We start from the raw sequence: 16168 nt of genomic DNA on the forward strand, positions 1-16168 counted from the left end.
TCAAAAACTACCTCCGCCGAGGTAGGGGCGGCGCGTGACGAAGGCATGATGTCGGACATGAGCACTTCGGATACTTCCACTCCCCGCCGGCGCGAGCAGCAGCGCTCGGCCGACACGAAGCAGACGATCCTGAAGACGGCGCTGAAGGAATTCGCCGAGCGCGGTTTCGAGGCGGCGAGCATGCGTGCGATCGCGGAGCAGAGCGGGCTGACGCATCAGCTGATCACCTACCACTTCCAATCGAAAGAGGTACTGTGGCAGGCCGTGGCGACGCTCGTCTACGAGGAGCTCGCCCGTGCACGCGAAGGATTGATCCGGCAAGCGAAGCCGGCGACGGCGATCGGGCAGCTGCGCCAGGAGTTCATCGCGTATTTCCAGTTCACGCTGGACCAGCCGCACCTGCACCGCTTCATGATGCAGCGGCGCGAGGGCACGCACAGCGAGGACCGGCAGGAGTGGCTGGCGCAGCACTTCCTGCGGCCGCACTTCGAGCTCGCCAAGCCGCTGATCAAGGCCGCGCAGAAGGCCGGCGACCTGCCCAAGGGCGAGCCGGTGCTGCTGTACTACGCGATGGTCTCGCTGGCGAATACGCTGGCGGTGATGGGGCCGGACATCGAGGCCACCACGGGCGTGCATTCCACCGATGGGAAGACGGCCAAGGCCTACATGAAGGTGATGGACGCGGTGCTGTTCAGCCGGGCGGACGAAGCGGACTGACCCGACCGCGGCGGCCCGTGGCGCCCCGCGGCGTTGGTGCCCGCAAGACAACAGACTGATGCTCCCCGCCGCCTATCGGCGAGGGGTGCGCGTCCCTAGCATCGGCAGCGCTGATCCAGCAACTGCCCACTGCCTGAAGGACGCCCATGATTGCCCAACAACACACCGCGCTCGTCAACGGCGTGCGCTTGAACTACGCCGTGGCCGGTCAAGGCGATCCCGTGCTGCTCTGGCACGGCTTCCCGGGCACCTCCCAGTCGTGGCACAAGGTCGTGCCCCTGCTCGCGAAGACCCACACCGTGATCGTTCCCGACATGCGCGGGTTCGGTGACTCCGAGAAGCCCGCCCAGGGCTACGACGCGCACACGCTGGTCGGCGACTTCCGCGCGCTCCTGCGCCATCTCGGCATCGGCCCGCTCCACATCGTGGCCCATGACATGGGTGCCCCGGCGGCGCTGGTCTGGGCCGGCCACCATCCCGACGAGGTGCTTACGCTGGCCTATCTGGACGAGCCCATCATCACCCGCGAGAGCCTCGCGCGACTGATGCAGTTCACGCCGGAAGGCACCGCCCGGGGCGGCCTGTGGTGGTGGCCGCTGGCGTTCGCGCCCGGGCTCGCGGAGACGCTGTTCTCCGGTCACGAACGGGAAGTGCTGTCCTGGTTCTACGACAACTACTGCGCCAACCCTGGCGCGGTCAGCCAGGCCGCGTTCGACGAGACCATGCGCACCTTTGCCGCGCCCGGTGGCGTGAGTGGCGTGCTCGGCGTCTACCGCGCGATCTTCGAGACGCAGGCGCAGACGGAGCGCTTCCTGCACGAGAAGGTCCGTGTCCCGGTGCTCGCCCTGGGCGGCGACGCCAGCTTCGGCGACAAGACCCGCGAGCTGCTGACGACCGTCGCCGAGAACGTCCAGGGCGGCGTGGTCGCCCACTGCGGGCACTTCATCCCCGAAGAGCAACCCGAGGAGCTGGTGCGCCTGCTGTCGGCGTTCTGGGCCGGGGCGGAGAAGCCGTAGTTCATCGCGCAGGTGGACGTCGGCCCGACACGAAGCGGGATCGGCGCTTGCCCTCAAGGCCGGGTCTTTCCTACCTCTTTGGAGTTCCGCATGGCCACCAAGAAGAAGTCCCCGCCCAAGGCGGGTCGTGTCGACGCCGCCCACGCCGCCACGACACCGACGATCAGCAAGTCCGTCAAGAACGACTCGCAGGAGACCCAGCGCTTCGGTGAGGTCATCAAGATGCCGCACGGGCTCGCCGAGGCCGTCGTCAAGAAGAGCGTCGCTTCGCTGAACCAGGTGCTGGCCGACACCATCACGCTGCGCGACATGTACAAGAAGCATCACTGGCAGGTGGTCGGGCCGACCTTCAACCAGCTGCATCTGCTCTTCGACAAACATTTCGAAGCCCAGGTCGAGCTGGTCGACCTGCTGGCCGAGCGCATCCAGATCCTCGGCGGCGTGTCGCTGGCGATGGCCGCGGACATCGCGGAGGAGACGCGCATCCCTCGCCCGCCGCGCGGCCGCGAGCCGGCGACGGTGCAGCTCAGCCGCCTCATCGAGGCGCACACGATGATCCTCACCTACGCGCGCGAGCAGGCGGAGAAGGCCAGCGATGCGGGCGACTCGGGGACGGACGACCTGCTCGTCAGTGACGTTGTGCGGACCAACGAGCTGCAGGTGTGGTTCCTGTCCGAGCATCTGGTGGCGGCTTCGCCGATCTGACGCCGCGGGTCGGCGACGCCAAAGGCAGGCAGGGCCGCCATGCCGAAGCCGATATAGGAACCTCCTCGGCATTCGGATACGCTGCGCCCTGCCCGCCTCCGGGCGAATCGTGTGCAGGGCCATGGTCGGAATCTTCGGCCTGCGCCATTGACGCCACGACTCCACTCCGCTGTCGCTGGCGTTAAACAGCCTCTCTGACCGTCTGAGCGATCAACCGGGAACCACATGCCGAAGAACATGCGGCCGATTGGCGCCATCGCGGGAGCTCTCACTGCCGCGCTCCTCGCGGGCGCACTGAGTGGCTGTCAACTGGCGGCCACCACGACCATCGAAAAGAATCCTGGCCCCGTCATGGCGGCAGGCAATGTCCGAGGTCAATCGGCTTTTCGGTGCTGGCCCAAGGGGCCGTTTTCTTCGGTGGCCTCCAGCTTCGCCAGCAACCCCAGCCGGCAGGACTGCGAGACGTTCTTCATCTCGCCGACAGGGAAACGGTTCGTGCGAGACGATCTGGGCGCGTCCGTCGCCAACTACCTGGTCCCCATCGCCAAGTCCAGGAAGTGGATCGACGATTCGCTGCGCTTCATGATCCTTCCAGGCAGCCTGTACCTCGTCTCCGTCGACCCTGTCGTCGTCCTCTGGGCGCCGCAACGAAATGCGCGCGAGTGCCAGGATCCGACTCATTGCGTCGGCATGGGCCGCATCACGCTGAGCGGCCTGGATTTCACCGGCATGCCTCATGCCTCCCAGGAAGTGTTCTGGTTCTCGCCAGGAAAGACCCAGGATCTGGTGCCGGTCGTGCCGGTCGATGGTGTCTACAAGATCCCGCTTGAGGGGATGAATGCGACGTTGTCGCGGAATGGCAATCTGTGGGTGTTCGATCGGCGCTGAGGGGCCGGGATCTTGAGGCTCTTCGAGCCGCGCAGGCCTTCTACACCCAGCGATTCGAGCAATGGTCCGCGCACAGCGAGCTCAACGCGATTGGCGAGCAACTCTTTGCTGGTCAGGCCCATGTCGATCCCTTTGCGCGCGACCAGGCGCCATCGGCGTAGATGGCGGCTCGAGCCTGCTCTGAAGTGACCGGCTGCGATGGGCGCGCGATGCTCACCATCGTGTTGACCCAATCACAGCAGTCCACGCCACTCATCGAGACGAGGAACGCTCAAACTGGCCTCGTGCACCGCGCGGCCTCACGCATGGGGATGCGTGGCCAGAGGGACCTCTGACGCGGACCCGGTTGAGTGCTACATCGCTTCTGGAACAGCTGATGTGCCGCGATCGGGGCTACATGTGAGAACCGGTGGCCTCATGTCCGGATCCGAGCGGCGCACTGATCTGCCGTTCCTTCAACCTAGGAAAGAGTCCACCCATGAGCACGTCAAGCAACCCCGAGATCCTGGCCTTCATCGATCGCCTGGCCGAGACCGGGAGCCACTACCGGATCGAAGAGATGGAGCCGATGTACACGGACGACCTCGGCTTCCTGTTCTTCACGCCCAACGGAGAGATCCAGCGCTTCTCGAAGACCGAGATGCTGGATGAGTTCCGGAGCCGGCGCGATGCAGGCGAACCACCGCTGTCGACGGAACGCCGAGTGCTGCACGTCGAGGAGTCCGGTCAGGACGCCACGGCCATCCTCTATCGCCGCATGAGTCCCGCGGCGGCAGCGGCGCTGTATGAGCTCCGCTTGCGCAAGGTCGGTCCGGATTGGAAGGTCTGCGGCGAAACGGTCCAGCCGTGGCCTGACCTGAACCAGGCGAAGGGATTCCTGCCTCCGAGGATCAAGAGTCAAGGTTGAAACCTAGGCGAATCGCGCCATCGTCACCTCCGCCGTGGCCACGGGGCATACACTTGGTTGGCCACAGCGGGGCAGCACGATGGATGTGAGATCGCAGGAACGAAACCGATGAACTGGGTGAAGAGCATTGACGATCTCTACGACTTCATTGGCTACGTCGTGCTTCGGGCGCCCGACAGGTTCCCAGTGGAAGACTTCCTCCGTCCGGACAAGCAAATGAATCTTCAGAAGGCGTTCGCCGAACTCAACTCGGGGCTGGCCTTCGTCGAGGAAGAGGTTGTGGGAAGCGACAACAAGCTGAACCTCAAGATTCTTCTCGACGCCGCCCTTGCCGCCTATCAAGTCGGTGATGTCCGCGGAGGGGCGCATAAGCTGCAAGACTTCGAGCAACTCATCTTCAAAAAGTAGCGCTCTGGCCGCCCGGCATAGTCCGCTATCAGCCTGGAGCCGAGGCGCCATCGCAGTGGAACTGGACTTCAGCTCAGCGTCTCGAAGGGCGATTGCAGGCCAGTTGCAACCGGACGCGATGGCTGTTTTCCGGTAGCCCAAGGACGCATGACGTGCCACAACTGGGGGACGCAATAGATGGCGCAGCGCGCAACGCTATTTGAGTTCTACGAAAAGGTATTCATCTCGTCCACCGACGAGGAGCTGGCCAGCATCAATGGCCAGCTTGCAGCGGTGTTGGGTAAGTCGGTCGAAGACGACGGCACGCTCATCGGCTACGCCGTGCACATCTATTCGACGGGCGAGTGCTGGAGCGTCAAGGAGCGAGACCTCATTGCCACTGGCGAGTTCGACAGGCGCGAGACCTTCTACTCCGGTGCATCCATTCGCGTCGACGAAGGCGGGAACATCATCAGATGACTCCGTCTCGACGATCGTTTTGGGGCGCTGATTGCGGCGCCAGCGATGTCCGCAACGGGTCGAGCGCCGCCCCTCCCGGGCCTCAGCAAAAGCGAATAGCCTGAAGCGGCCGACGGCTTTGCAGCGGATGCGGTCCTTCGCTTCAAAGAACTCGACACCGGCAAGTAGTCTTTCAACGCAGATTTAGCCGGCACGGCGGGGCAAGGTGCCCTGGCTGCGCAGAGCATGATGAGCAAGGACGTAGCGCGGCCAAAGCGCCTTGCCTCGCCGTGTCCGGTTGAAAAACTTGTTAGGCTTCACTCGGGCAGCCGCCAGCCTTGCGCTTTGAGTTCGTCCTTAACGAGGCCGACGCTGCTTGCACCCTGCTTGTTCTTGCTATCGGACGCCGTCAGCTTGAGCGGATAGATGTTGTCCTTCGCCTTGTCCAAAGTGAAGCGAGCCCAGCCGGACTTGGACTCCTCGGTCTTCGTCGTGTCTTTAGGACCATAAGTAATTGTCAGCTTATACGGAGGGGAACCTCCGCTGGCGTACGCCACGATGGTCGTGTCTTGAAGTGTCGCGTCAACACCGAGCGCCCCGTCCTTGTTGTCTCCCGCGCCGAAGTAAAAGCCAATGACTGTTCCGAAGACACCGGAGAAGACGAGGAAGATCTCTCGAGCGTGACGGAACCGGTCCTCAAAGGTACCTTCGGACGAGAACAGAGATCCAAGGAGTAGCGCGCCACCAAAGATGATCGTGCTGAGAATCGCTGCCACTGTAAGTAGCGGCCTTGTGCCCTCAATCGTTGCCAACTTGGAATACCCAACGGTACTGGCGTAGGTGAAAAGGAACCAAAGCAGAACCGTAAAGACCAAGCCCAGCACAAGCATGCCAACGTAGGGCCAAGCCTTTTCGGGCTTCGATGGCGGCGAAGGCGAAGGCGAAGGCGAAGGCGAAGGCGAAGGCGGAGGCGGAGGCGGAGGCGGAGGCGGAGGCGGAGGCGGAGGCGGCGGAGGCGGAGGCGGAGGCGGAGGCGGAGGCGGCGAAGACGCTGCCGGAATCTTAGGTTCTGGAGTCGGTAGGGGTGGATCAGGGGGTGGCGGTTCCTGTGCAGTGCCAGTAGACACAGTAGAGACTTCGTCGACCATATCTCCCTCCCGTTGCAAAGCGATAGAACCTACTGAGACTTAGCTGGCCACGCATCCGCAAGGCTGTGGACGGTAATCGCGGGCTGTGAAACCTAATGTGGAAGTGAGGGGCGGCCGGAACGAAGTAGAGGGAGACCCGACTGACTTCAGAGGCAGGCGGGCGCCTGTCGTAGCCTGCGCGAGCCATTAGCCGCCGGCTGCCGCCCTGGCCGCGATGGCTTGTTGCTTGGCGCTTTCGAGCAGTTTCTCGTAGAGCAAGCGGGTCTCGGCAGGCGTGCTGCCGGTCAAGCCGTCAAGATCCTTCTGAGCGTCACGCACTGCCTTGTCAGCGTCGACGACCGCTTTCGCAGCGGCAACGTTGGCGTTCTTCTGAGCGGTCTGGGCGTTGCGGAGGCCCTGGATCCCAGAAGACAGCGCATCGATGGTCGTCGGCGTGCTATCAGTGCTCGCGACCGTCATGGACTTCATGGTGTTGTCCGAGTTCTGGGACACCTTCAAGGTGTTGCTCGCGAAGAGCATGCCGTCATAGTTGATGACGAACAGCTTGGTCGTGTCGGCTAGGCGCTGCTGGCCCTTGGCAACTAGCGTGTAGTTGTCGTCTTCGTCGTTCAGCCTGTAGACCAGGATTTCCTTGTCGGTGGTCATCCGGAAAGGAATGCCTGCGGGTGCTTTGGTCGTGAGCTCGATTTCCGCGATCACGGGCTTGGTAGAGCAGCTTGCCAGGCTGAAGACCAAGGACAGCAACATCAGCACATGGATCCGGGTGATCATGGTCAGTCCTTCTTGATGTCGGTATTGGTGCTTTTCGGCTTCTTAGACGGCACGGGCGGCGCGGTTTGCAACTGGACATCCCCCACCTTCCCAACCGGAGGCTTGTTCTGAAGAGGGGCAACGGCTGGAGCTAACGCCGGCACCAGGTCCACCGAGCCGACCGGAGCCGGTTCGAGGATGACAGGCGGCCCCTCGGCGGGTGCGGGTGCTGCCACCGGCGGTGGCGCCGCACCCGTCTCCGCTTGAGCGTTTCGCACGACGATCACGTATCGTGGCCTGACTCCCAGAAACTCACGGTTCAAGCGATCAGTGACATTCTTTGAACTGAGCGGCTTCGGATCAGGATCGGAGTGCATGTAGACGGCGTTGGACGGCTCGTCCGCGACTGCCGCCTTTGCCTTTTGCTTGGCAGGCTCGGCTGCGGCGATCGTGACGTCGAGTGCATCTCGCTCTTCGCGAATCGCCTTCAGGTCCTTGGCCGTGGTTTCTTGCTCCAACCTCCTGGTCAGCGCCTCGCGACGGTCGTACTCGGGCAGTACCCCCAGAATCGAGGACTTTTTCCTCACAGCTCTTTCGAGATCAGTACGACGCTGGGCTTGGGTCTCGAGGGGCTGATTGGATGCTTCGGCCACGCGCAGTTGTTGATGCTTCTCGGCGATGTCCTTGACGACAGGCGCCACTACGCGCTTCTGCCAGTCGGCCAGCGGCATCTCCGCCAGCTGAGCCAGAAGGACGATTTCGGGCCGTGTGCTCTTGATCGCCACGTTGACGAGCTTCACCTTGGCGACGGTCGCATTCACCTCGTCCTTAGCGCTTTCTGTCTTGCTCGACGCAAACACCATACGCTGAGTTTCCAGGGCTGCGACCTGCTCCGACTTCTTGTCCTTCAGCTTCTTGATGTCGCCGGCGCGGAAGGCCTTTTCGACGTCATCGGAAAATACGTCGCTTTTCTCGCCAGGAAAGTCCTTCTTGAACTGGTCTAGGACTCCGAAGAAATCTTTCGCAGCAGGGTTCTCGGGCATCTGGAACGCGCCATCCTTGGCGGCCACCGAGTACCTCCTCAGGTCAGCGAGGAACCCGCGTAAGAAGTCGAGCTGCACGCTGTCCTCGTAGACGTAGTCACTCTGGATCCGCGTCGCATTCTTGAGCTCCACGAACCTCATCTTGATGCTCCGCCACACTCCGACAGAATTCGTCCTGATGGCGTAGTCGTCGCCCCAATTCAGCAGGGTTGTATACGTCTGCGGCGCCTCCTTTGCGGTGTCGGCGACGGTCAGCAGCGCCACCTTCCCGATCGTGGCGAGCAATGCCCCGCTCTGGTCGGTGGACTTAGCGGATGTCTCCGTCAACGAGCCTCCCGCGTCGAAGGTCATCGTGAAGTCCACGCTCGCCAGCATGCTGGGCTTGATCTGCAGCGTGTAGCGCTGGGAGGAATCGGCCACCCAGTTAAATCCGACCTGATAGGTCTCCTTGCCCGAGTCCGCGGCGATGGTGTGCGTCACGACGGGCACGGGTTTGTTCAGCGTGAACGGAACGCCCTGCAGTGCCTTCTTGCCGTTGTTCGCATAGTCGTACGACCCGCCCACGAGACTGGTGCCGCAGCCGGAGATTGTGAGCAGCGCGCTGGAGGCTGCGGCGCAGATCAGCGCTTTGCCAATGGTGAAAGTGCGTTCCATCCGTCCCTCATTCGGTCAAGGGTTTCAAAGAATTCGGCGTCCTCAGGTCGATCGAAGGCACGCCTCAACGCCTTGGACGGGCCAGGCTTCATCCACCCCGCCTTCAACTCATCCAGCACAAGTCGTCGGCCCGCACGATGGCGAATGGCCGTCGGGACCTCGGCGCCTAGGCATTGGCGTAGAAGCCGCTTGCGCTCCTTGCCCTCGTGCAGAAGCGCCAGCTTGTACCGAGCATGGAAAGCGACGCTGGACTGTGCTTCCAGCTGGTCGAGATGCTGGAATGCGGCCCGATCCGGCAAGGTCGCAGCACCTGTTGCTGCGCCGATGAGTTGAGTCGCGACAGCGACTGGCGTCTGGGCGTCGGCTGATGCATACACTTGAAGCTGGAGCTCCGCCGCAGCCAGCTGAAAACGTGCCTCACCGTCCGAGCCGTTAAGCCTCACCTTCAGGATTTGCTCGCCTTCCTGGCCGAGAAAGTCTTGATCTACTCGCGGGATCAGCGAGAAGCTGCGGTAGACGACCGCACCGGGCAGGATGTGCTGTCTCGCGCTACTACAGCGATAGCTGTCTGGGGCAAAGAAGTGCTCTGCGTCGTCACCTGGCCTCTTGCTGGACACGACGAGATTGCCAAACTCAACACCGATGTGCGCTGGGATGGGCACAGGCTGGATCCCGTTGTTGCGGATCTCGAGCGTGAAGTCGACGCCATGGCCGGCTCTGAGCGGTTGGCCGCGAGCGACATTGCTGATGGCCAGTGACAAAGAGCGATCTCCGTCCTCGACGGCGATGTCGAAGTCCCCGCGGAATGCACTGCGCCACGGCCACCAACTCGGGTCGCCTGAAGCTGCCCTGAGGCAGGCTCGACATTGGGCGCCGAACGGATAGGTCAGCATGGGATTAGGCGCATGGAGCGGAGGCTCGTTGCCGTCGGCGGCGTCTGCGATGGCGGCTCTCCAGGCATCGGCCAGTTGGTGCTGCTGCCGCTCCGACGTCGGCATAAGCGCATCTGAATAGCCACCGGACTTGTAGGCATCGCCGTGCGTCAGGTTCATCAGGTGGCCGACCTCGTGGATGAGGACTTGGGCCACGAGATCGATGCGCTGGAACGGCGTTGGAGTTTGGAAGCTGTATGCGCCGAGAAAGATTGCGCAGACGCCGCGCTCCCGCGTCATCAACTGTCCGTTAATGCTTCGGTCATAGCCCGTGGGTGTTTCGGCGAACACCACATGCGCCGGCGACGGCGGGTTGTGCTGGACGGACTCCTGGGTCAGCGCGTCGATGACCCTGCTCCAACCCTTGTCGTCTTTCGGGTCAAAGCCCAGGACACGCCGCGGTTCCAGGATAAAGTTCACGCCGAATGGCGCGTAGGCCTGCACGAGAAGCGGCAGCACGGACTCCACCAGCGGCCCGTAGCCCTGGAGATGGGCGACTGCAAGCCGAATGTCTGCCATTAGACCCCCCTGCGGTGGTCTCGACGTGGTGAGCCTGCCGCATTCTGTTCACGAGACGGGCGCCAGCGAGACTGACATCCAAGTGAGGGGTCAGCATTTCAGCTTCGAGGTGGGATCACATCCACAGACTTGAGGACATCTGGCACCAATCGGCTCAGGTCTTTCCCGGTTGCTCACCTTCGAGAACCGGGGGGCGACAACGAAAACAGGCGCCCTGCCGGTCATTCTGATTTCGCGACCCCCATGATCTATGCCCATGTATTCAAGGTGGACGGCGGCGCCGTACGGAGCCCCTTGGGTTCCCTGCCTGGTGTCGTACCGCCGCAAAGCGGCCGATGGTGAACTTCCGCGGTCAGTCTGAAGCTACCGGCCGCTTCGCAGCTCCAACCAACCTACTCCTGCCCCCCGCCCGGCGCGAGCCTGCAAGACACCGCCTGCCTCTTCCTCCGATCCGACACCGTGCCATCGAGCCTGCCCGACTGCCCGCGCAGATGCCACCGCCGCCCCTCGATGTCCTTGAAGGTCCAGCCTTTCAGTCCATCGCCGCGGACTTCGACGACGCCAACACGTCGCCCGTGCTCCGTCATCAGCACGCCCTCGGTCATCGGCTCCATGACAAGCCGACAAGCCTCTCCATCGCAGCCCTCCGCTGAACTCACCTGACGCCAGTGCATCAGCATGACCCACCCGGGCGTCTTGCAGTGCCATCTGGACTCAGTCATCCCGGCATTCGGAGCCGCCTCGAGACCATTGGGACAGGTCGCGACCAGAAGCCCGATCACGCCCAGGGAACGAAGCAATGAGTACGCAGTCATGGGAGTTCCTTCATGTCAGTCAGGCGCCGCCCCGTCGAACCATTCGACGAGGAAATCGATGAACCGCCGCACCCGCGCCGGCGTATGCCGCCCGAACGCGTGCAAGGCATGGACTGGCACCGAGGGCATCAGCAGCGCCGGCGCCACCGGCTGCAGACGTCCCTCGCGCAGGTCGTCGCGCACCGACGACGCGAGGATCTGGGCGACACCCAGCCCGCTCAGCGCCGCCATCCGCAGGACGTCGCCCGAGTCGGTGTCGAACACCGGCGTCGGCTCCACCGTCCGGCCATCTCCGAGCACGATCGGTTGCGCGCCCCCGTTCAGCACGTAGCGCAGATGCGCGTGGCGTGAGAGCTCGTCTACCGTCATGGCGCGACCGCGCGCCGACAGGTAGTCCGGCGAGGCGACCAGCACCAGCGACATCCGCGCGAGCAGACGGGCGTTCAGCCGGTCGTCCTCGACCTCGCCCACGCGAATCGCCACATCGATGCCTTCGCGGATCAGGTCGACGGGCCGGTCGGTGACGCTGAAATCCAGGTGCAGCGCGGGATGCCTCGGGGCGAACTCGCGCAGGATCGGCAGCGCCAGGACGCGGCCCAACACCGCCGGCGCCGACACCCGCAGCGCGCCTTGCACGGTGTCGACGGCGCGCACAGCCTCGCCCGCTTCGTCGAGCGCGCGCAGCAAGGGACCGACGCGCTCGAAGAAGGCGCCGCCCTCCTGCGTGGGGATCAATGCGCGCGTCGTGCGCTGCAGCAGACGGACACCCAGTCGCTTCTCCAGGCGCCCCACGGCCTTGGATACCGCCGAGGGCGTGGCCCCGAGCGCGCGCGCCGCCGCGCTGAACGATCCCATCTGCACGCTGCGCACGAAAGCCAGCAAGCCCTGGGTCTGGTCGGGCGTCGCCATCACCATGGATTGCCCCCTTCCAGGAACAACGCTTGTGCCTCTCCACCGGCTAGTGGCCGGGCGCCCTGCTGCCTAGAGTGATCGCCATGCCGCGCGGCTTCGAAACGTCCGCGGTTGTCCTCAAGCAGCACCACACCGGAAAGGAATCCCCCGTGAAGAAACTGGAAGGCAAAGTCGCCGTCGTGACCGGCGGCAACAGCGGCATCGGCCTGGCGACCGCACAGGCGTTCGTCGATGCCGGCGCATCCGTCGTCATCGTGGGTCGCCGCGCGGACGCCGTCGACGCCGCGCTGACCCGGCTCGGCCCGCGCGCGACGGGCGTCGTCGGCGACATCGCCGACCTGGCCACGCACGACCGTCTGGTGGAGCACATCGCCCGGATCCACGGCCGCATCGACATGTACGTCGCCAACGCCGGGATGGCCGTGCTCCAGCCCTCGTCCGCCGTGACGCCGGAAGACTTCGACGCGCACTTCGCCACCAATACGCGCGGCGTGTTCTTCGGCGTCACCAAGGCCATGCCGTTGATGTCCGACGGCGGCGCCATCGTGCTGGTCAGCTCGATCGCCGGCACGAAGTACATGGAGAACCACGTCGTCTACGCCGGCAGCAAGGCCGCCATCGAAGCCTTCGCGCGCAGCTGGTCCATCGAGCTCAAGGACCGCGGCATCCGCGTGAACGTCATCAGCCCCGGTCCCGTCGACACGCCCATCCTCGAGAAGCTCGGCGTGGATCCGAAGAACAAGGCCGAGTTCGAGAAGACCGTGTCCGCGGCCATCCCGCTGGGACGGTTCGGACGTCCCGAGGAACTCGCCCGCGCGGCGCTGTTCCTCGCGAGCGAGGACAGCAGCTTCATCACCGGCGTCAACCTGCTGGTGGACGGCGGCATGAGCCTGCTCTGAGCACCAGCGCCGGCCGGCGTGAATTCGTGCGAGGCCAGGCCGGGCAACCCGATCGATTCGCTCGGGGCGTTCGGCCCGCCGGGCGGCGCGCCACCCACGTGCTGTCCGCGCGTCATGACTGTGTTGCCACGCACACACCAATGCGAGCGTCGCCGATATGGTCCCGACTTCCACAATTCCCGTCATGACAAACCCCTTGCAATTCCCACCTTCTCGCGTGGCCGCCGTTGACAGTGCCAACGGCCTCAACGCCTTCAACGCGAACTCCACCGCCGACGAGGTGCTCGGCGACCTCGACCTGCGCGGTCGCCACGTCCTGCTGACCGGCGCCTCGTCGGGCCTGGGCATAGAGACCGCCCGCGTGCTCGTCGCCCGTGGTGCCCGCGTCGTCGGCGCGGTGCGCTCGCCCGATCAGGCCGCCGCGGCCACCGCCGTCGTGCGGGAGGCCGCGCGCCACGGCGGCGGCCTCGACCTGGTCCCGCTCAACCTCGCCTCGCTGGCCAGCGTGCATGGCTGCGCGCAGGCCTTGCTGCAGCGCGCGCAGCCCTTCGACGTCGTCATCGCCAACGCCGGCGTGATGGCCACGCCGTTCGCCCGCACCGATGACGGCCTCGAGACGCAGTTGGCGACGAACCACCTCGGCCACTTCGTGCTGGTCAACCGCATCGCGTCGCTGATGGGTGCGGGCAGCCGGCTCGTCGTCGTCGCCTCGTCGTCGCACCGCGCGGCCGACGGCGACTTCGACGACCTCAACGTCGAGCGCTCGGACTACCACCCGCAGATCGCCTATGCGCGCTCCAAGCTCGCCAACGTGCTGTTCGCCGTCGAGTTCGACCGGCGCCACCGCGATCGCGGCGTGCGCGCCGCCGCCGTCCATCCCGGCACCATCCGCACCGGCCTGGGCCGCCACATCGGCCAGGACGTCATGGATCAGGCCGTGGCGAACATCAGCGCCACGCTGACGGCGCAAGGCAAGCCGCCCTTCCAGTGGAAGACCGTCGAGCAAGGCGCGGCCACGTCGGTGTGGGCGGGCTTCGTCGCGCCGGCCGACGAAGTCGGCGGCCGGTACTGCGAGAACTGCCACGTCTCCGACATCGTCGACGCGTCCGTCAGTCCTCTCGCCGAAGGCGTCAGCGCGCTCGCCCTGGATCCGGCCGTCGCCGCGTCGATGTGGGTGCGCAGCGAAGCACTCGTCGGCGAACGCTTCTGAGCTCAGGAACGCGCTGCCTGGACGATCAGCTTCGTCACCGTCTCCGGATGGCTCACCATCGGCACATGCGAGGCCGAAGGGATGGACACGGTGCCGCGCGAGTTCGCGCGCTCAGCCATCCACGACAGCGCGGCCGGCGGGATGTTCTTGTCACCCGTGCCGAAGACGAAGTAGGACGGCAGCGTCTTCCACGCCGAGCCGATCTCGCCGGTGGGCTCGTTCAAGGCCGCATCGGTGATCGGGCGTTGGCCGACCGCCATCAGCAGCGCGTCACCCTCCTGCACGTCCGCGGCGAACTGCTGCCAGAAGCGGTCCTGACGGATGTACAGGTCCGAGGCGCCGCCGTCCTGCGGCACGGCCGCGGCCAGCGCACCGCCCAGCGTGCTGCCGGGGAACTTGCCCGACAACGAGGCGCAGCTCTCGCCGACATCCGGCGCGAAGGCGGCCACGTACACCAAAGCCTTCACGTTGGGCTTGCCGACGGCCGCCGCGCTGATCACCGAACCGCCGTAGGAATGACCCACCAGCACCACGGGACCGCTGATGCCGTCGAGCACGCGGGCCGTGTAGCGCGCGTCGCTGGCCACGCCGCGCAGCGGGTTCGCGATCGCCGTCACGGTGTAGCCCTGACCGCGCAGGCGGCGCGCCACGTTGTTCCAGCTGGACGCGTCGGCGAAGGCGCCGTGCACCAGCACGATGGTCGGGCGCGGCTCTGCGGCCTTGCCGGATTGCTCCGGCTTGGCGCCCTTGGCGGTGGCGGCAGCATCGGCGCGCAACGGGACGGCCAGCATCGCGGCGAGCGCCCCCAGCACCAGCAGCGCCGGGATCGAAAAGCCCCGGAGGATTTGAGAAGAGATGTTCATGATCGCAAGGAGATGAGAAGGAGAGGCGGCGCGCGGCGCCGCCCGAAGGAGCCGCCCAGGTCCGGTGACGGCGGGCAGCGGCGGCGCAGGGACCGGCCCCGGCGTGCCACCGCCGCCTGGGCGGTCGGATCCCGATCAGGACTGGATGAAGCTCAGCAGGTCCGCGTTGAGCCGGTCCGCATGCGTCTCCGCCAGGCCGTGCGGCGCGCCTGCGTAGACGATGAACTTCGCGCCCTTGACCAGTTGCGCGGTGCGGCGGCCGCCGACGTCGATCGGCACGACCTGGTCGTCGTCGCCGTGCACCACCAGCGTGGGCTTGTCGAACTTCTTCAGGTCCTCGCGGAAGTCGGTTTCCGAGAACGCCTTGATCGAGTCGTGCACTGCCTTGTGGCTGCCCTGCATGCCCTGCAGCCACCAGTAGTCGATCATTCCCTGCGACGGCTTGGCGCCCGGACGGTTGAAGCCGTAGAACGGGCCCGACGGGACGTCCTTGAAGAACTGCGCGCGGTTCTTCAGCAGCGCGGCGCGGGACTCGTCGAAGGCCGAGATCGGCACGCCGTCCGGATTGGTGGGGCCCTTGGCCATCAGCGGCGGCACGGCCGAGATCAAGGCGATCTTGGCCACGCGCTTCGTGCCATGACGGCCGATGTAGCGCGCCACTTCGCCGCCGCCCGTGGAGAAGCCCACGTGCACCGCGTTGCGCAGGTCCAGCGCCTGCACCACCGCCGCGAGATCGTCGGCGTAGTGGTCCATGTCATGGCCGTCCCACGGCTGGCTCGAACGGCCATGGCCGCGGCGGTCGTGCGCCACGACGCGGAAGCCGCGATCGGCGAAGTACACCATCTGCGCATCCCAGCTGTCCGAGCTCAGCGGCCAGCCGTGGCTGAAGACGATGGGCTGGCCGTTCTTCGGACCCCAGTCCTTGTAGAACAGCTGCACGCCGTCCTTCGTCGTGATGTACGAGGACGGTCCGGCGGCACCGCCGGAGCCGGAGCCGCCCGAGCCCGAGCCGCCCGAGCCGGAGCCCGTGCTGCCGGCCGCGGACGCACCGTGCGTGGCCGCCATCGTCAGCGCCGCCGCGGCCAGCGCCGTCGTGCCGCTGCCGATGAGCAGGTGACGGCGGGACGCGCCGCCGGACAGGTTGATTTCGTTCGTGATCATGGGTGGATTCCTGTGGGTCGATGGAGGGATCGCACATCGCCTGTCCCCGCTCTTCATCCGATGACGAGGTAGCAGGCGTCGATGTGACGTGAGAAATGTAGGAATCCGATCCGATCGCGGCCAGCCCTCGGCGAGTCGTCTCTGTGTTGCCCGACGAACACCAATCGCGTCGCCCGCGTCCCG

General features: G+C 65.2%; 18 protein-coding genes. 10 read left to right on the plus strand and 8 right to left on the minus strand.

Annotated features, from left to right (window positions below; genetic code table 11):
- The first annotated feature begins 57 nt into the window (after positions 1–57).
- The 7 genes from AC07OZ_RS16580 (at position 58) to AC07OZ_RS16610 (ending at position 5100) form a co-directional block, all read left to right on the plus strand.
- On the plus strand, positions 58–717 hold the full coding sequence (locus tag AC07OZ_RS16580; protein ID WP_495468192.1) for a TetR/AcrR family transcriptional regulator: 660 nt from the start codon (positions 58–60) through the stop codon (positions 715–717).
- A gap of 146 nt (positions 718–863) precedes the next feature.
- Positions 864–1733 carry an alpha/beta fold hydrolase gene (locus AC07OZ_RS16585; RefSeq protein WP_495468193.1) on the plus strand — a complete coding sequence of 290 codons (870 nt, stop codon included), beginning with the start codon at positions 864–866 and terminating at the stop codon, positions 1731–1733.
- Between the two features lie 90 nt (positions 1734–1823).
- The gene (locus AC07OZ_RS16590; RefSeq protein WP_495468194.1) at positions 1824–2438 is read left to right on the plus strand and encodes a Dps family protein; all 615 of its coding nucleotides are present in this window, start codon (positions 1824–1826) and stop codon (positions 2436–2438) included.
- Positions 2439–2663: 225 nt separating this feature from the next.
- On the plus strand, positions 2664–3326 hold the full coding sequence (locus AC07OZ_RS16595; RefSeq protein WP_495468195.1) for a hypothetical protein: 663 nt from the start codon (positions 2664–2666) through the stop codon (positions 3324–3326).
- A gap of 478 nt (positions 3327–3804) precedes the next feature.
- Positions 3805–4233 carry a hypothetical protein gene (locus AC07OZ_RS16600; RefSeq protein ID WP_495468196.1) on the plus strand — a complete coding sequence of 143 codons (429 nt, stop codon included), beginning with the start codon at positions 3805–3807 and terminating at the stop codon, positions 4231–4233.
- A 108-nt stretch (positions 4234–4341) separates the two neighbouring features.
- A complete protein-coding gene (locus AC07OZ_RS16605; RefSeq protein ID WP_495468197.1) occupies positions 4342–4641 on the plus strand; it encodes a hypothetical protein in 300 nt (99 codons plus the stop codon).
- 177 nt (positions 4642–4818) lie between these two features.
- The gene (locus AC07OZ_RS16610) at positions 4819–5100 is read left to right on the plus strand and encodes a hypothetical protein (protein ID WP_495468198.1); all 282 of its coding nucleotides are present in this window, start codon (positions 4819–4821) and stop codon (positions 5098–5100) included.
- Positions 5101–5396: 296 nt separating this feature from the next.
- On the opposite strand, the gene AC07OZ_RS16615 is transcribed toward AC07OZ_RS16610, so the two are convergent.
- Positions 5397–5969: a hypothetical protein gene (locus AC07OZ_RS16615; protein ID WP_495468199.1), complete on the minus strand. Its 573-nt coding sequence runs from the start codon at positions 5967–5969 to the stop codon at positions 5397–5399.
- A gap of 32 nt (positions 5970–6001) precedes the next feature.
- Between AC07OZ_RS16615 and AC07OZ_RS16620 the strand changes: the two genes are divergently transcribed.
- Positions 6002–6145 (plus strand): hypothetical protein, encoded by a 144-nt coding sequence (locus AC07OZ_RS16620; protein WP_495468200.1) that lies wholly within the window; start codon positions 6002–6004, stop codon positions 6143–6145.
- 268 nt (positions 6146–6413) lie between these two features.
- Here the strand turns inward: AC07OZ_RS16620 and AC07OZ_RS16625 are convergent, their stop codons facing one another.
- The 5 genes from AC07OZ_RS16625 to AC07OZ_RS16645 all read right to left on the minus strand — a co-directional run bounded on the left by AC07OZ_RS16625 (position 6414) and on the right by AC07OZ_RS16645 (position 11849).
- Positions 6414–6998 (minus strand): hypothetical protein, encoded by a 585-nt coding sequence (locus tag AC07OZ_RS16625; protein ID WP_495468201.1) that lies wholly within the window; start codon positions 6996–6998, stop codon positions 6414–6416.
- Positions 6999–7000: 2 nt separating this feature from the next.
- Positions 7001–8674, minus strand: coding sequence for a hypothetical protein (locus AC07OZ_RS16630; RefSeq protein ID WP_495468202.1), 1674 nt, complete (start codon positions 8672–8674; stop codon positions 7001–7003).
- On the minus strand, positions 8641–10125 hold the full coding sequence (locus AC07OZ_RS16635) for a hypothetical protein (RefSeq protein ID WP_495468203.1): 1485 nt from the start codon (positions 10123–10125) through the stop codon (positions 8641–8643). Before AC07OZ_RS16635 ends, AC07OZ_RS16630 begins: the two co-directional genes overlap by 34 nt.
- Before the next feature lie 392 nt (positions 10126–10517).
- Positions 10518–10940, minus strand: coding sequence for a hypothetical protein (locus AC07OZ_RS16640; RefSeq protein WP_495468204.1), 423 nt, complete (start codon positions 10938–10940; stop codon positions 10518–10520).
- 15 nt (positions 10941–10955) lie between these two features.
- A complete protein-coding gene (locus AC07OZ_RS16645; protein ID WP_495468205.1) occupies positions 10956–11849 on the minus strand; it encodes a LysR family transcriptional regulator in 894 nt (297 codons plus the stop codon).
- A 152-nt stretch (positions 11850–12001) separates the two neighbouring features.
- Here AC07OZ_RS16645 and AC07OZ_RS16650 point away from each other — a divergent pair, with 152 nt between their 5' ends.
- Both AC07OZ_RS16650 and AC07OZ_RS16655 read left to right on the plus strand, forming a co-directional pair.
- Positions 12002–12751, plus strand: coding sequence for an SDR family NAD(P)-dependent oxidoreductase (locus AC07OZ_RS16650; protein WP_495468206.1), 750 nt, complete (start codon positions 12002–12004; stop codon positions 12749–12751).
- 217 nt (positions 12752–12968) lie between these two features.
- Positions 12969–13961 carry an SDR family NAD(P)-dependent oxidoreductase gene (locus AC07OZ_RS16655; RefSeq protein WP_495468207.1) on the plus strand — a complete coding sequence of 331 codons (993 nt, stop codon included), beginning with the start codon at positions 12969–12971 and terminating at the stop codon, positions 13959–13961.
- A 2-nt stretch (positions 13962–13963) separates the two neighbouring features.
- Here AC07OZ_RS16655 and AC07OZ_RS16660 read toward each other — a convergent pair whose 3' ends face one another.
- Both AC07OZ_RS16660 and AC07OZ_RS16665 read right to left on the minus strand, forming a co-directional pair.
- The gene (locus tag AC07OZ_RS16660; protein ID WP_495468208.1) at positions 13964–14824 is read right to left on the minus strand and encodes an alpha/beta fold hydrolase; all 861 of its coding nucleotides are present in this window, start codon (positions 14822–14824) and stop codon (positions 13964–13966) included.
- A 135-nt stretch (positions 14825–14959) separates the two neighbouring features.
- Positions 14960–15985 (minus strand): alpha/beta fold hydrolase, encoded by a 1026-nt coding sequence (locus tag AC07OZ_RS16665; RefSeq protein WP_495468209.1) that lies wholly within the window; start codon positions 15983–15985, stop codon positions 14960–14962.
- Positions 15986–16168 lie beyond the last annotated feature (183 nt).

The organism is Roseateles sp. GW821-FHT09G03 (assembly GCF_059416045.1).

Bases quoted from the DNA above. Each gene is read 5' to 3' on its own strand.
- AC07OZ_RS16580 (WP_495468192.1), top strand. From the start codon at position 58: ATGAGCACTTCGGATACTTCCACTCCCCGCCGGCGCGAGCAGCAGCGC.
- AC07OZ_RS16585 (WP_495468193.1), top strand. From the start codon at position 864: ATGATTGCCCAACAACACACCGCGCTCGTCAACGGCGTGCGCTTGAAC.
- AC07OZ_RS16590 (WP_495468194.1), top strand. From the start codon at position 1,824: ATGGCCACCAAGAAGAAGTCCCCGCCCAAGGCGGGTCGTGTCGACGCC.
- AC07OZ_RS16595 (WP_495468195.1), top strand. From the start codon at position 2,664: ATGCCGAAGAACATGCGGCCGATTGGCGCCATCGCGGGAGCTCTCACT.
- AC07OZ_RS16600 (WP_495468196.1), top strand. From the start codon at position 3,805: ATGAGCACGTCAAGCAACCCCGAGATCCTGGCCTTCATCGATCGCCTG.
- AC07OZ_RS16605 (WP_495468197.1), top strand. From the start codon at position 4,342: ATGAACTGGGTGAAGAGCATTGACGATCTCTACGACTTCATTGGCTAC.
- AC07OZ_RS16610 (WP_495468198.1), top strand. From the start codon at position 4,819: ATGGCGCAGCGCGCAACGCTATTTGAGTTCTACGAAAAGGTATTCATC.
- AC07OZ_RS16615 (WP_495468199.1), bottom strand. From the start codon at position 5,969: ATGCTTGTGCTGGGCTTGGTCTTTACGGTTCTGCTTTGGTTCCTTTTC.
- AC07OZ_RS16620 (WP_495468200.1), top strand. From the start codon at position 6,002: ATGGCGGCGAAGGCGAAGGCGAAGGCGAAGGCGAAGGCGAAGGCGGAG.
- AC07OZ_RS16625 (WP_495468201.1), bottom strand. From the start codon at position 6,998: ATGATCACCCGGATCCATGTGCTGATGTTGCTGTCCTTGGTCTTCAGC.
- AC07OZ_RS16630 (WP_495468202.1), bottom strand. From the start codon at position 8,674: ATGGAACGCACTTTCACCATTGGCAAAGCGCTGATCTGCGCCGCAGCC.
- AC07OZ_RS16635 (WP_495468203.1), bottom strand. From the start codon at position 10,125: ATGGCAGACATTCGGCTTGCAGTCGCCCATCTCCAGGGCTACGGGCCG.
- AC07OZ_RS16640 (WP_495468204.1), bottom strand. From the start codon at position 10,940: ATGACTGCGTACTCATTGCTTCGTTCCCTGGGCGTGATCGGGCTTCTG.
- AC07OZ_RS16645 (WP_495468205.1), bottom strand. From the start codon at position 11,849: ATGGCGACGCCCGACCAGACCCAGGGCTTGCTGGCTTTCGTGCGCAGC.
- AC07OZ_RS16660 (WP_495468208.1), bottom strand. From the start codon at position 14,824: ATGAACATCTCTTCTCAAATCCTCCGGGGCTTTTCGATCCCGGCGCTG.
- AC07OZ_RS16665 (WP_495468209.1), bottom strand. From the start codon at position 15,985: ATGATCACGAACGAAATCAACCTGTCCGGCGGCGCGTCCCGCCGTCAC.